The following is a 13361-nucleotide window of genomic DNA, read 5'->3' on the forward strand; positions in this document are numbered from 1 at the left end:
TGCCTACAATCAGTAATCCAGCCGATGCCTAAAACTTTCGGGTTTGCGAAGCCGGCTTGCCCATCGCGCATGCACACGCCGTTTGGAGGACGAAAGCCATGCTGAATCCGTCAAAATCCGACTGCATCACGATTCTCTCCGCCGCGAGCCAACTCGCGGACGATTCCATGCTGCCACTCGATCATAGCCGCCTCGGTCTGAGCCGCAATGGCATGCAGACCGCCGCGAGCTTTCTGATCGAGCGCGCCTGCTTCCGGCGCTATCAGGAAGGTGACGGCCATTATGCCGTCGGCGCGTTGTCGCTGCAGGGGCGCTGGCGTCTCGAACAGCTTTCGAACGGCTGAGTCGCGTCTGCGACGCAGGTGTCGGCGTCCGGCTGCGGCCGGATGCGCTGTGCCGTTTGAACGCATGATATCTATCGCTTAACCCGCGACGATGAACGGTGCGGTAGCGCCGGCGCGCGTGCGTCTTCGCGCGCCGTTGCTCCCCCTACGGCATCCTTTCCCGCTGCATCCACGTCTCTTGCCAACGAGAAAAGCCGGGCCGTCCTGCGCCCGGCTTCTCCGTTCAGAAGTGCGACGAGCCCACGCCAAAAATACCAATGATCCCGATGATGATCAGATACAACGCGACGATGTAGTTCAACAGCCGCGGCATCACGAGAATCAGAATGCCGGCGATCAGCGAAACCAGCGGGCCCAGGCTCAATGTGATGTTCATGAAAACTCCGTAGTGTGGTGACACGCGATTAAAAACGTCCCCGAGAGGCAGGGCAATTGCTACCGATGCAGTCGTCATGCCGCCGACGATTCGCCGCGGCGACGCGGCGGGCCGCTTCACTGCATGATCCGTTGCAACGCTTTTATACTTGCCCGACAAGAATAACGCTCGACTTCGGCGCGGCAGACCAGAGGCACGATGACAACCGCTTTGCTTTCATAACCCACGTAGAGGAGGTCGTATGCTTCTTCGTCACCGGGACGCTGTGCCTGCCGCGCCAGCTCCTGACCGGTCTTCTTCACGACGCGTGCGCGCGTGGTCTCCCATGCACTCCGCCCGCTCGATCATAAAAGGTTTCGCGCTCATGGTCTCGATTGCCGCTTCGCCCGCGTTCGCGCAAGACGCCGGTTCGGGTGCCGGTTCCGCTCCCGCCGACGGCGTCTATAACCTGCTGGTCGGCACCTACACCGGCGGCAAGAGCGAAGGCTTGTACGTCTATCGCTTTGACACGAAGACGGGCGACGCCACACGCGTGTCCGTCGCGCAGACGGTGAACCCGTCGTACCTGGTGGTGAGCCGCGACCGCCGCTTCGTCTACGCGGTTAACGAGCTGCCCGGCGACAACGGACCGGCGAGCCAGCGCGGCGGCGTCAGCGCGTTTCGCTTCGACGCCGCGAGCGGCCAGTTGACCTTTCTCAACAAGGTTTCCGCCGATGGCAACGACCCGTGCTACCTGAGTCTCTCGCCGGACGGCAAATATCTGCTCGCCGCGAACTATTCGGTCGCGGCCGATCCGGGCGGCAGCTTCTCCGTTTTGCCGGTGCAGGCTGACGGGCAGCTCGGCTCGTCGGTGCTGACCGTGCATCATGAAGGCAGCGGTCCGGTCAAGGGGCGCCAGGACAACGCGCACGTGCACTCGACGGTGTTTTCTCCGGACGGGCACTATCTTTTCGCGCAGGATCTCGGCGCCGACAAGCTGTACTCGTACCGCTACACGGCCGACGGCAGCCGCGGTCTGTTCAGTCCGACCGACTGGCGCTACACGCAGGAGAAGCCGGGCACCGGCCCGCGGCACCTGGTTTTCGGCGCCGGCGGCAAGCACGCGTACCTGACGAGCGAACTCGCCGCGACCGTCAGCACGTTCAATTACGCCGACGGCAAGCTCACGCAGGTCCAGACCATCTCGCTGACCGAGCCGGGCTTCAAGGGCGCGGTAGGCGCGGCCGCGATTCATCTGTCGCCGGACGGGCGCTTTCTCTACGCGACCAATCGCGGCGATGCGAACGAGATCGTGATCTTCTCCGTCGATCCGACGAATGGACATCTGAAGAAGATCGGGCGTCAATCGAGTCTCGGCAAGTCGCCGCGCGAATTTGCAATCGATCCGACCGGCAAGTGGCTGATCGTCGGCAATCAGAACAGCGATACCGTTTATGTGTTCCGGCGCGATCAGCAGAGCGGTTTGCTGGAAGCGAATCCTAAGCGGATCGAGATCGGCTCGCCGGTGGACTTCAAGCTGGTGTCGCCGTCGTGAGGGAGGCGAGGCTGCAGGTTGAACGAACAGGGGCCGCTTCGAGCGGCCCCTGTTCGTGGCTGGTGGTTCATGCGGCGCCGCTAACCGGCGTCATGCACGCGCATGGCTGCTGCCGGCAATTTGCCGGCGGTCTGCGCGCTATTCCGCCGGCCCGGGCGCGAGCACTTCGCGGCTGCCGTTGATGCCCATCGCCGACACGAGCCCGGCCGTCTCCATCTGTTCGACAAGACGCGCCGCACGGTTATAGCCGATGCGCAACTGCCGCTGTACCGACGAAATCGACGCGCGCCGCGTGCGCACCACGAACGCGACCGCTTCGTCGTAAAGCGGATCGGCTTCCGCATCCGGCGAGTCGCCGAACAGGTCCTGCGCCGCGCCGCCGTCGGTCGCAGGGCCGTCGAGAATGCCTTCCTCGTATTGCGGCTCGCCGAACTGCTTCAGATATTCGACGATCGCATGCACTTCCTCGTCCGCGACGAACGCGCCGTGCACGCGCTGCGGATAGCCCGTGCCCGGCGGCAGGAACAGCATGTCGCCCTGGCCGAGCAGCGACTCCGCGCCCATCTGGTCGAGAATCGTGCGCGAGTCGATCTTCGACGACACCTGGAACGCGACGCGCGTCGGAATGTTCGCCTTGATGAGCCCGGTGATGACGTCGACGGACGGCCGCTGCGTCGCCAGAATCAGATGGATGCCGGCGGCGCGCGCCTTCTGCGCGAGCCGCGCGATCAGTTCCTCGATCTTCTTGCCCGCCACCATCATGAGGTCCGCAAGCTCGTCGATTACAACGACGATCAGCGGCAGCGGCGCGAGTGGCTCGGGCGCCTCGGGCGTCAGCGAAAACGGATTGCCGAGCTTCTTGCCTTTCGCTTCGGTATCGCGAATTTTCTGATTGAAGCCAGGGAGATTTCTCACGCCGACTGCGGACATCAGCCGATAACGCTTCTCCATTTCGCCGACACACCAGTTCAGCGCATTGGCGGCGAGCTTCATGTCGGTGACGACGGGCGCGAGCAGATGCGGAATGCCTTCGTAGACCGACAGCTCGAGCATCTTCGGGTCGATCATGATGAGGCGCACTTCCTCGGGCGTCGCCTTGAAGAGCAGCGAGCAGATCATCGCGTTGATCGCGACCGACTTGCCCGAACCCGTCGTGCCCGCGACCAGCATGTGCGGCGCCTTCGCGAGATCGGCGACGACCGGATGGCCGGTGATGTCCTTGCCCATCGCGAGCGTGAGTTGCGAGTGCGAATTCTGATAGACGCTCGCTTCGAGAATCTCGGACAGGCGGATCGTCTGGCGCTTCGCGTTCGGCAACTCGAGCCCCATGCAGGTCTTGCCGGGAATCGTTTCGACGACGCGGATCGACGTGAGTCCGAGACCGCGCGACAGGTCCTTCATCAGGCCGACGATCTGGCTGCCGCGCACGCCGAGCGCCGGTTCCACTTCGAAGCGCGTAATCACGGGACCGGCCGATGCGCCGACCACCGTGACCGGCACTTTGAATTCCTGCAGTCGTTGCTCGATCAGAAGGCCTGTCTCGATGAGCTTCTCCTCGGAGACGGGTTCGATGTGGGTGTCCGCGGGCGCGAGCAGGTCGAGCGTGGGCAGTTCGACCATCGACGCAGCCGGCGCGTGGAATTCGAAGCCGTTGGTTGGACCGTGGCCGCGCAGGGGCGTGCGTTGCGGTTCGGTGGTTGGTTGGGCCGGCGCCTCAGCGGGTGGTGCGGAGAGGCTTGGGTTTTGGGGCGGCGTCGGCTGGAATTCGGTGTTCGCTTGAGCTTGAGCTTGAGCTTGAGCGTGAGCCTGAGCGGACGATGCCAAGAGGCCCGGATTTTGGGCGGGCGTCGGCTCGCGCTCAGCGTTCGCTTGAGCGAGCGGTGCCAAGAGGCCATGACTTTGGCCAGGCGTCGGCTGAACGAGTGCAGCGGGCGGCGGCGCAGTGAAGCTATTGTGCTGGACCGGCGCGGCGTGCGTCGGTGCATGTGCCTCCGTCTGCGCTTGCATCGGCGTCGCGAGACCCGGGAAGCGCACGACGTTCGATGATGTCGGCGGTGCGATGGTTTGCTCGGGTGCGGCGGCGAGCTCGGCTACTTGCGGGCTGTCGACATCAGCGAGCCTCGGTTCGACGTGCGAGAGAGGAGGGGACGCGAGCGCGTCGCTATCGGCCGACGACGACGTGGCTGCGCCTGCCGCTGCGTCTTTGCTTGCACTTGCACTTGCACTTGCACTTGCGGCATGCGGCAGCGACGAACCGTTGTCTGATGCGATGAACCGTGCGTCGTCCGCAGGCGGCGCAGCGGGTAGTTCGCGTTGCGGATCGCGGTTCGGGTCCGTGTCGGGATTGGTGTCCGTGCTCGCGTTTGCGCTTGCTACACCGCGCGTGTCTTCTTGCGCGTCCTCTTCCCGTTCTTCCGTCGATGAACGTGCTTCATGTTCCCACGGCGGTGTCTCCGACGGCGCATCCGTTTGCTGCAACCGGCTCGCGAAGATTCCGAACGGCGTGCGAGCAAGCGGCGGGGCGACGTGCGTCGTTGGCGCAACCGGCGGGGCGACCGTCGATGCAAAAGCAGATGTCGGTTCAGCGACTGCTGTCCGCGCGGGCGCTTCTGCTGCGGGCTGTGTCGCTGGCGTGATAGACGCTGCCTGCTGGAACGCGGGCGCGGAAGGTACAGCTTGGTCGGTCAGTGCGCCAGCCGGTGTTTGAATGACAGGCGGTTCGATCGGCCATTGCACGACTGGCTCGGGACTGGCCGCAGCAGAGGGCTGCGTTTCAGTCCACGGCGCGCGAGTCGGCGTTTCGAGAGCCGTTTTCAGCGACGTTTCCGCGGGCGTAGGCGATGCCGATTGAACGGTCGGCGCGATAGAAGCGTCTTCGGCACGATGATCGGACTGCTGGCGCGACGCATCTCTCGTCGACGATGCGGATTCCGCAGCGTCGCGCGAAAGGGCGTGCGCGTCAGAGAACGGCGCGTCGACTCGCGCACGTCCCAAAGCGGCGTCGACTTCGACGCATGGTGAACCAGCGTCGGCTCCGGTGCGTGCCAAAGTGGCATCGACTCCGGTGCGTGCCAAAGTGGCATCGACTCCGTTGCTTTGTGAATCGGCCGCGACTCCGCCGCCTACCAAACCGGCATCGACGCTGGTGCCTCGTGAAGCAGCCTCGACTCCGGCGCGTGCCAAAGTGGCTTCGACTCCGCTGCCTTGTGAATCTGCAGCAGCTCCGCCACCTCCCAAAGCGACCCCGCCGCCTCCCGAAGCCGCCTCGCTCGCCGCGCCCACCAAACCCGCGCCCGTCAGCCCCTTCGACGCTACATTGACAGCCGCGATTTTCGCGCCTTCCGCGCCGCTACTGCGCGCGAGGCTGACGCCGGCCATATCCGTCCAACGTGCGGCGTTTTCCGCGATGCTGCGCAGCGTCTCCTGGACGCTGGCGGGCGGCGTGACTTTTTCGGCGGCGGCCATCGGCCTCGTAAAGGCCGGCGCCGTCGATGACGGACGGCGCACGCCCGAGGCCGCCGCGGCATCCTCCACGCGCGCAGCCGACGACAACCCGTGCGCTGGCGATACCGCGCGATTGAGCGGCGCGGTAGTTCGGTTCGCTAGCGGACGTGCAGTGACGTCCACGCTAGCCGGCGTCGCGCCCGTTGCTGCGCCTTCACGGGCAGCAAGGCCCGACGCGCCGTAGGCGGCAGTCGCGCCCGCACCTGAAACACCAGCGGCGGCTACGCTAAGCAACGATCCACCGCTTGCAGGCTCGCGAGCCGCGCGGCCAACGGCCACCGACGCAGCCCCACCAACGCCACCAACGCCACCGACGCCACCGACGCCACCGACGCCACCAACACCACCGACGCCACCAACACCACCAACACCACCAACGCCACCAACGCCACCAACGCCGACCTTCCCAACCGAACCCGCACCACCCGCCCCCGACCGCGGACTCCCCTCCCGCAACCACCCAGCGGGCGCAACCGGCTCAGCCGGCGACCAACCCGATTTCCCAGCACCGGACGCAGACACCGGCGTCTGCCCCGAAGCCTGCCGCACCGGCGCCGCACTACCAGTCCGCAACACCGGCTCAACCGGCGCAACCTGGCCCCGCGTCACACCTTGCCCGCCACGCCACCCTTGCGCAGCCGCGCGCGTCCCCGCGTCCCGGCCAGCAGCCGGTCCAGCCGCCACCGAACCCGCACCGCCGACAGCCGCACCACCCGCAGCTCGTCCCTTGACAGGCGGCCGCCACACGGTCGGCCGCGCGTAGCGCCCCTTGCTTTTGGGCGCCATCGTGTTCATCGAACTGGAGATGTGCGGCGGCGCGCCGTCGTCGAGCGCGCGATGGCGGCGCGCTTCGTCGTCGCGTTTCGCAAGACCGCGCGACGCGAGGCCGAGGCCGAACGCGCCGTCCGCCCACGCGAGGAACTCGCTCCAGTGAAAGCCGATCAGCCACGGCAGGCTGACGACCAAGAGCGCGAGCGCCGCGAGCGGCGTGCCGATATGCCCGAGCAGATGGCCGAAGCCCGCGGCAAGCGCGTGACCGATCGCGTTCATACCGGCCGCGCCGATCAGCGACGCCTCGAGCGTGCAGCTCGCCACCATCGCCGAGACGAAGCCGAGCCATAGCCGGATCGTGCCGGGGCCGCGCAAGCCCGCGCCGCCCGGCAACATCGACTTGATGAGCCGCCAGATGAGAGGAATGAACCAGACGGCCGACCCGCCGAACCAGCCGAAAACTACCGTGTGCATACTAGACATCGACGAATGACGGACTGGCAAAAACGCAATCCGTCGAGTTTAAACCGGCGAAGCGCAACGCTTCGAAGGCGGACGCAAGTATGCCTGCGTCCTCGTGCAAAGCGGGCGGCGCGCCGGACAACTCGAACTCACGCGCCGTTCGCTTCGCCACTATTTCCCGCTTATTTGTCACTACTGCCGCTGCGCTCGAACACCAGCGTATCGCCGTTGTCGAGCACGAGCTGCATCTGCTGCGGCGCGCGCATCTGCACGCCGGTTCGCGCGATATGCGTGAGCGCGTTCAGATAAGTGCTTTCGATCTGTCCGCCCGGCGTCGCGCAGGCCATGCGCGTGCCGCCGAGTGTGCCGAACGAGAGCTTGCCGTCCTTCAGCGCGTACGAGCCCATATAGCGGTTACAGCCGGAAAAGCCGCTCGCGTGCCGCTGGCCTCCGGCGGTCGAAAGCGTCAGCGTGATCGGCGTGCCGAGGTTCGCGAACGGAACCGTGCGCGCCGTGCCGTCCGACTGTTTCCACGCGGTGAGCGTCCAACTCGTGTCATCGAGCAATTGCGTCGCGGCGGGGTTGAACGGGTCAGGCGCGGCTGCTTCCGAATCCGGATGTTTCGGAATCGCGCATGCGCCGAGCAGCGCCGCGACGCTCAACGCGGCGAGGGCCGTGCGCGCGTAAGGGGCGATGCGCGCAAGACGTCGCGTGGACAAGCGTGGTTGCATGGCGTCGTTCCTCTTCAAACTGGCAAAGGCGTAAGGGTAACGCACTCGGCGCGCGGCGCGCTCGTGGACATTGGCGCGAACTGACTAGGCGCTGCCTGCGTGCGCCGCGCCGTGCGGCGTCATGTAGCGACCCGTTGCGCTTCGCGTGCGGATTAAAACCGGGCGCCGCGAGCAAGCCGCGGCGAGGGGTCCGCATGTTAACATCGTGTTCCACCCAATCCCACCCTCATCCGACTTTTATCTGGAGACCTCATGCAGATCGGCCAACGGATCGGCACGCCCCTTTCTGAATCCGCCACGCGCGTCATGCTGCTCGGCGCGGGCGAACTCGGCAAGGAGGTGATCATCGCGCTGCAACGGCTGGGCGTCGAAGTGATCGCCGTCGACCGTTATCCGAATGCGCCGGGGCATCAGGTCGCGCATCGCTCGCACGTGATCGACATGACCGACCGCGCCGCGCTGCGCGCACTTGTCGAACAGGAGCGTCCGCATCTGATCGTGCCGGAAATCGAGGCGATCGCGACAGACGCGCTGGCCGCGATCGAAAGCGACGGCATCGCCGAAGTGATCCCGACCGCGCGCGCCACGCAACTCACGATGAACCGCGAAGGCATCCGGCGCCTCGCCGCCGAGGAACTGGGCTTGCCGACCTCGCCGTATGCATTCGCCGATTCGCTCGATGAACTGCGCGCGGGCATCGCGAAAGTCGGTTATCCGTGCGTCGTGAAGCCGGTCATGTCGTCGTCGGGTAAAGGGCAGTCGGTACTGCGCAGCGACGCGGACGTCGAACCGGCCTGGCAATACGCGATGGCCGGCGGCCGCGTGAATCATGGGCGCGTGATCGTCGAAGGCTTTATCGATTTCGAGTACGAGATCACGCAGTTGACCGTGCGCGCGGTCGATCCGTCGAACGGCGAAGTCGCCACGTATTTCTGCGATCCGATCGGCCATGTGCAGGTCGCGGGCGATTACGTCGAATCGTGGCAGCCGCAGCCGATGAGCCCGCTCGCGCTCGAGCGTTCGCGCGAAGTCGCGCACAAGGTCACGGCCGCGCTCGGCGGGCGTGGACTCTTCGGCGTGGAACTTTTCGTGCGCGGCGATGACGTATGGTTCTCGGAAGTCAGTCCGCGTCCGCACGACACAGGCCTCGTCACGTTGTGCTCGCAACGCTTTTCGGAATTCGAACTGCACGCGCGCGCGATTCTCGGTTTGCCGGTGGACACGTCGTTGCGTGCGCCGGGTGCGTCGGCCGTGATTTACGGCGGGCTCGACGAGGCCGGCATTGCATTCGAAGGCGTCGCCGCCGCGCTTGCCGTGCCGAATGCGGACTTGCGTCTCTTCGGCAAGCCGGAGAGTTTCGTCAAGCGCCGCATGGGCGTTGCGCTCGCGACCGGCGAGAACATCGGCGAAGCACGCTCGCGTGCGAAAGAGGCTGCGGCGGCGGTGCATCCGGTGTCCGCGAAATCCGCGCGATGATGTGCGCCGGGCTTATGTCCGCAAAGCTGGTGTGAATGATCCGAGCCCATCGAACGAATCGCGGGTTCATTGAAGTCGAGGTAGGTATGTCGCAGGAATCCCCGCAGGAATCCAGTTACGAAGCGGCGCGCGTGGCAACGCGGCGCACCGCGGCCGGCTCTGTCCGCACGCTTGGTTCTCTCGGCGTGCTGCTCGCGCTGTGCGCCGGATTGACGGGCTGCGGACTCGCGGCCGCGCCGTGCCGCATTGCGTCGGCGGGGCTGAAGATCGTGCCGGTGGTCGGACACGTAGCCGCCGCACCGACCGACGCCTGCGCCGATGTCATCGACCCTTGATCCGCAACGACCGGGGCATCCAATGAAAAAAACGCTGCTTGCAGTGAGCCTCGCGGCGATCTGCGGCTATACGTTCGCCGCGCCCTCGCAACTCGACGAGGTTCAGGCCAAAAGCCGCCAGACGCGCAAATACACGTGCGCGACCGGCAAGATTCTGCACGTCACTTACTGGAACACGGCCAATGGCCAGAGCTTCGCGCTCGTGCCGGTGAAGGGCAAGCAACTGCTGTTCGTCAACACGATAGCGGCGTCGGGCGTGAAATATCAGGCCGGCAGCTATACGTGGTGGACCAAGGGCCCGCGCGCCGATCTCTACGACGTCATGGCCGGCGAGGACGCAACGCCGGTTTTGTCCGACTGTATTACGCTCAATCGCTGAGCTTAGGGTGAGCTTCGGCTGAACGCGCCCGCTCGACATCATCGAGCGGCGCGTCGAAGCCGCCTGTTTCTTTCTTCAGCCACGCAGCATTGCCAGCGTGCGCGCATCATTTCCCCCTGAGTAGTAAGCTGTCCGGCGTGACCTTCGGCGCGTCGCCGCGACGGTCGCCGTCGTCGCGATCATCACCGTCTTTGCAGTCGCCCCGAGTCTCCGAAAGTCCGTTTCCGCTCACCCACGGCCCGGCTTCACGTCCGCGTCCGTACCATCAAGCGAGACCCTCCATGAAAGCATCGGACCTGTTCGTCAAATCGCTGGAAGCCGAAGGTGTCGAGTACGTGTTCGGCATCCCCGGTGAAGAGAATCTCGATCTTCTAGAATCGCTGCGCCGCTCGAAAATCCGTTTGATCCTGACGCGTCACGAACAGGCGGCGGGCTTCATGGCCGCGACCTATGGACGCCTGACTGGCCGCACGGGCGTCTGTCTCGCGACGCTCGGCCCCGGCGCCACCAACTTCGTGACCGCGGCCGCGTACGCGCAACTGGGCGGCATGCCGATGCTGATGGTCACCGGCCAGAAGCCGATCAAGTCGAGCAAGCAGGGCCATTTTCAGATCGTCGACGTCGTGCGGATGATGGAGCCGCTCACCAAATACACGCGCCAGATCGTGTCCATCGCGAATATTCCGGCGGCCGTGCGCGAAGCGGTGCGGCAGGCGGAAGAAGAGCGCCCCGGCGCCACGCATCTCGAACTGCCCGAGGACGTCGCGCATGAAGAGGGCGACGGCAAGCCGATCCCGAAGAGCTACAGCCGGCGTCCCGTCGCGGAAGAAAAAGCGGTCGCGCGCGCGGTCGAGGCGATCACGAAAGCGAAGCATCCGTTGCTGATGATCGGCGCGGGCGGCAATCGCAAGACCACGACGAAGATGCTGCGCGAATTCGTCGACCAGACCGGCATTCCGTTTTTCACGACGCAGATGGGCAAGGGCGTGATCGACGAATCGCATCCGATGTGGCTCGGCAACGCGACCTTGTCCGATGGCGACTTCGTGCATCGCGCGATCGATCACGCCGACTGCATCATCAACGTCGGGCATGACGTGATCGAGAAGCCGCCGTTCTTCATGCGCAGCGGCGAGGCCGGCGAGAAAACGGTGATTCACGTGAACTTCCTCGGCGCGGAAGTGGACACGGTGTACTTCCCGCAGATCGAGGTGGTCGGCGACATCGCCAACGCGGTGTGGCAACTGAAGGAAAGCCTCAAGGAGCGTCAGGAGCATTGGGACTTCACGCGCTTCAAGGAGATCAAGGACCATTTCGAGGCGCATCTGGTGAAAGGCCAGCACGACGACCGCTTTCCGATGTATCCGGTGCGCGTGGTCAACGACGTGTACGAGACCACGCCGGTGGACGGCATCGTGTGTCTGGACAACGGCATGTACAAGATCTGGTTCGCGCGCTATTACCGCGCGCACGAACCGAATTCGCTGTTGCTCGATAACGCGCTGGCCTCGATGGGCGCGGGCTTGCCGTCGGCCATCGCCACCAAGATCGTGCATCCGGAGCGCAAGGTCATGGCCGTGTGCGGCGACGGCGGCTTCATGATGAACTCACAGGAACTCGAAACGGCCGTGCGTCTGAAGCTCGATCTTGTGATCCTGATCTTGCGCGACGACGCGTTCGGCATGATCCGCTGGAAGCAGGAGAACATGAACTTCCCCGACTACGGCATGACGCTGGCGAATCCGGACTTCGTCGCGTATGCGCAGAGCTATGGCGCAAAGGGGCATCGGATTGAATCGGCGGAGCAGTTCGCGCCCTTGCTGCGCGAGTGTTTCGCGACGCCGGGCGTGCATGTGATCGACCTGCCCATTGACTATTCGGATAACGAGCGCGTGCTGAACCGCGAGATCAAGCGGCTGTCCGCGCAATTGTGAGCGGCGCGGGTTCGGGCTCCTGCTCGTGCAAGAAGGCCCGAGTTGCCGCTGTCATCTATCGGAAGGAGAACGCGTGATGTTGAACAAGACCTACCCGTACTACCTCGCGAACGAAGCGGTGGCTGCGAATACGGATCTCGAAGTCACCGACAAATTCAGCGGCGAAGTCGCGACGCGCGTCGCGATGGCCGATGCGGCCGCGATCGACAAGGCGATCGGCTTCGCGGTCGATGCAATGCCCGCGCTGCGCGCGTTCCAGCCGTTCAAGCGCCAGGCGGTGCTCGAACATTGCGTGAAGCGCTTTCGCGAACGTTACGACGAACTCGCGCTCGCGCTGTGCATCGAGGCGGGCAAGCCGATCAACGATTCGAAGGGTGAAGTCACGCGGCTAATCGACACGTTCAAGGTCGCGGCCGAGGAAGCCGTGCGCATCGACGGCGAAATCGTCAATCTGCAGATTTCGCCGCGCGCCAACGGCTATCGCGGCTATGTAAAGCGCGTGCCGATCGGCCCGTGCTCGTTTATCTCGCCGTTTAATTTTCCGCTGAATCTGACCGCGCACAAGGTCGCGCCGGCGATTGCCGCGGGCGTGCCGTTCGTGCTGAAGCCGGCGAGCCGCACGCCGGTCGGCGCGCTGATCATGGGCGAAATTCTCGCGGAAACGGACTTGCCGAAGGGCGCGTTCTCAATTCTTCCCGCGCATCGCGACGGCGCCGATCTTTTCACCACCGACGAACGCTTCAAGCTGCTGTCGTTCACCGGCTCGCCGGCGGTGGGCTGGGAGCTGAAGAAAAAGGCCGGCAAGAAGAAGGTGATTCTCGAACTGGGCGGCAATGCGGCCGCGATCGTCGACGGCGATCAGGGCGGCAAGCTCGACTACGTGGTCGACCGGCTCGCGTTCGGCGCGTTCTATCAGTCGGGGCAAAGCTGTATCGGCGTGCAGCGCATTCTCGTGCACGCGAGCCTCTACGATGCGCTGCGCGAAAAGCTGATTGCCAAAACCAAGTCGCTGGTGATGGGCGATCCGAAGGACGAAAAGACCTTCGTCGGGCCGATGATCTCCGAATCGGAATCGAAGCGCCTCGCCGGCTGGATGGAAAGCGCGGTGCAGGCGGGAGCGAAAATCGTCGCGGGCGGAAAGGTGGAAGGCGCGATGTTCGAGGCGACGCTGCTCGAAGGCGTGAAGCGCGACACCGACCTGTATCGCAAGGAAGCGTTCGGGCCGGTCGCCATTCTGGAGCGTTTCGACGATTTCGGCGCGGCGCTCGCGACCGTCAACGACAGCGACTTCGGCCTGCAGGCGGGCGTCTTCACCGATTCGCTCGCGCACGCGCACCGCGCGTGGGACGAACTGGAAGTGGGCGGCGTGGTGATCAACGACGTGCCGTCGTTCCGCGTCGACAACATGCCTTATGGCGGCGTGAAGGACTCGGGGCTCGGGCGCGAGGGCGTGCGCTACGCGATCGAGGACATGACCGAGCTGCGTCTGATGGTGATGCGCGAGACGTGGTGAGG

At 64.9% G+C, this 13361-nt stretch carries 11 protein-coding genes; 7 read left to right on the top strand and 4 right to left on the bottom strand.

Annotated features, from left to right (window positions below):
* Positions 1–98 precede the first annotated feature (98 nt).
* Positions 99–344, top strand: coding sequence for a hypothetical protein (locus tag AB6809_RS16245; RefSeq protein WP_006048362.1), 246 nt, complete (start codon positions 99–101; stop codon positions 342–344).
* A 223-nt stretch (positions 345–567) separates the two neighbouring features.
* Here AB6809_RS16245 and AB6809_RS16250 read toward each other — a convergent pair whose 3' ends face one another.
* Positions 568–720: a DUF3096 domain-containing protein gene (locus AB6809_RS16250; protein WP_006048361.1), complete on the bottom strand. Its 153-nt coding sequence runs from the start codon at positions 718–720 to the stop codon at positions 568–570.
* Positions 721–836: 116 nt separating this feature from the next.
* Positions 837–1022, bottom strand: coding sequence for a hypothetical protein (locus AB6809_RS16255; RefSeq protein WP_171800279.1), 186 nt, complete (start codon positions 1020–1022; stop codon positions 837–839).
* Here AB6809_RS16255 and AB6809_RS16260 point away from each other — a divergent pair.
* Complete coding sequence (locus AB6809_RS16260) at positions 962–2254, top strand: lactonase family protein (protein ID WP_029969973.1); 1293 nt, start codon at positions 962–964, stop codon at positions 2252–2254. The genes AB6809_RS16255 and AB6809_RS16260 overlap by 61 nt on opposite strands.
* Positions 2255–2392: 138 nt before the next feature.
* Here AB6809_RS16260 and AB6809_RS16265 read toward each other — a convergent pair whose 3' ends face one another.
* The gene (locus AB6809_RS16265; protein ID WP_371026868.1) at positions 2393–7003 is read right to left on the bottom strand and encodes a DNA translocase FtsK; all 4611 of its coding nucleotides are present in this window, start codon (positions 7001–7003) and stop codon (positions 2393–2395) included.
* 170 nt (positions 7004–7173) lie between these two features.
* Positions 7174–7722, bottom strand: a complete 549-nt coding sequence (locus tag AB6809_RS16270) for an META domain-containing protein (protein ID WP_006048358.1) — start codon at positions 7720–7722, stop codon at positions 7174–7176.
* 252 nt (positions 7723–7974) lie between these two features.
* Here AB6809_RS16270 and purT point away from each other — a divergent pair, with 252 nt between their 5' ends.
* From purT to AB6809_RS16295, 5 genes are all read left to right on the top strand, one after another.
* Positions 7975–9198: a formate-dependent phosphoribosylglycinamide formyltransferase gene (gene purT, locus AB6809_RS16275; protein WP_029969970.1), complete on the top strand. Its 1224-nt coding sequence runs from the start codon at positions 7975–7977 to the stop codon at positions 9196–9198.
* A gap of 86 nt (positions 9199–9284) precedes the next feature.
* On the top strand, positions 9285–9533 hold the full coding sequence (locus AB6809_RS16280) for a DUF6726 family protein (protein ID WP_029969968.1): 249 nt from the start codon (positions 9285–9287) through the stop codon (positions 9531–9533).
* Positions 9534–9555: 22 nt separating this feature from the next.
* Positions 9556–9912, top strand: a complete 357-nt coding sequence (locus AB6809_RS16285; protein WP_029969966.1) for an MliC family protein — start codon at positions 9556–9558, stop codon at positions 9910–9912.
* 281 nt (positions 9913–10193) lie between these two features.
* The gene (locus tag AB6809_RS16290) at positions 10194–11846 is read left to right on the top strand and encodes an acetolactate synthase large subunit (RefSeq protein WP_006048354.1); all 1653 of its coding nucleotides are present in this window, start codon (positions 10194–10196) and stop codon (positions 11844–11846) included.
* A gap of 76 nt (positions 11847–11922) precedes the next feature.
* On the top strand, positions 11923–13359 hold the full coding sequence (locus AB6809_RS16295) for an aldehyde dehydrogenase family protein (RefSeq protein WP_029969964.1): 1437 nt from the start codon (positions 11923–11925) through the stop codon (positions 13357–13359).
* Positions 13360–13361 lie beyond the last annotated feature (2 nt).

This window comes from Paraburkholderia sp. RCC_158, assembly GCF_041355255.1.
Taxonomy (GTDB): Bacteria; Pseudomonadota; Gammaproteobacteria; order Burkholderiales; family Burkholderiaceae; genus Paraburkholderia; species Paraburkholderia graminis.

What these genes read in the sequence shown, in the direction of transcription:
- AB6809_RS16245 (WP_006048362.1), top strand. Translation starts at nt 99, where the DNA reads ATGCTGAATCCGTCAAAATCCGACTGCATCACGATTCTCTCCGCCGCG.
- AB6809_RS16250 (WP_006048361.1), bottom strand. Translation starts at nt 720, where the DNA reads ATGAACATCACATTGAGCCTGGGCCCGCTGGTTTCGCTGATCGCCGGC.
- AB6809_RS16260 (WP_029969973.1), top strand. Translation starts at nt 962, where the DNA reads ATGCTTCTTCGTCACCGGGACGCTGTGCCTGCCGCGCCAGCTCCTGAC.
- AB6809_RS16265 (WP_371026868.1), bottom strand. Translation starts at nt 7,003, where the DNA reads ATGCACACGGTAGTTTTCGGCTGGTTCGGCGGGTCGGCCGTCTGGTTC.
- AB6809_RS16270 (WP_006048358.1), bottom strand. Translation starts at nt 7,722, where the DNA reads ATGCAACCACGCTTGTCCACGCGACGTCTTGCGCGCATCGCCCCTTAC.
- purT (WP_029969970.1), top strand. Translation starts at nt 7,975, where the DNA reads ATGCAGATCGGCCAACGGATCGGCACGCCCCTTTCTGAATCCGCCACG.
- AB6809_RS16280 (WP_029969968.1), top strand. Translation starts at nt 9,285, where the DNA reads ATGTCGCAGGAATCCCCGCAGGAATCCAGTTACGAAGCGGCGCGCGTG.
- AB6809_RS16285 (WP_029969966.1), top strand. Translation starts at nt 9,556, where the DNA reads ATGAAAAAAACGCTGCTTGCAGTGAGCCTCGCGGCGATCTGCGGCTAT.
- AB6809_RS16290 (WP_006048354.1), top strand. Translation starts at nt 10,194, where the DNA reads ATGAAAGCATCGGACCTGTTCGTCAAATCGCTGGAAGCCGAAGGTGTC.
- AB6809_RS16295 (WP_029969964.1), top strand. Translation starts at nt 11,923, where the DNA reads ATGTTGAACAAGACCTACCCGTACTACCTCGCGAACGAAGCGGTGGCT.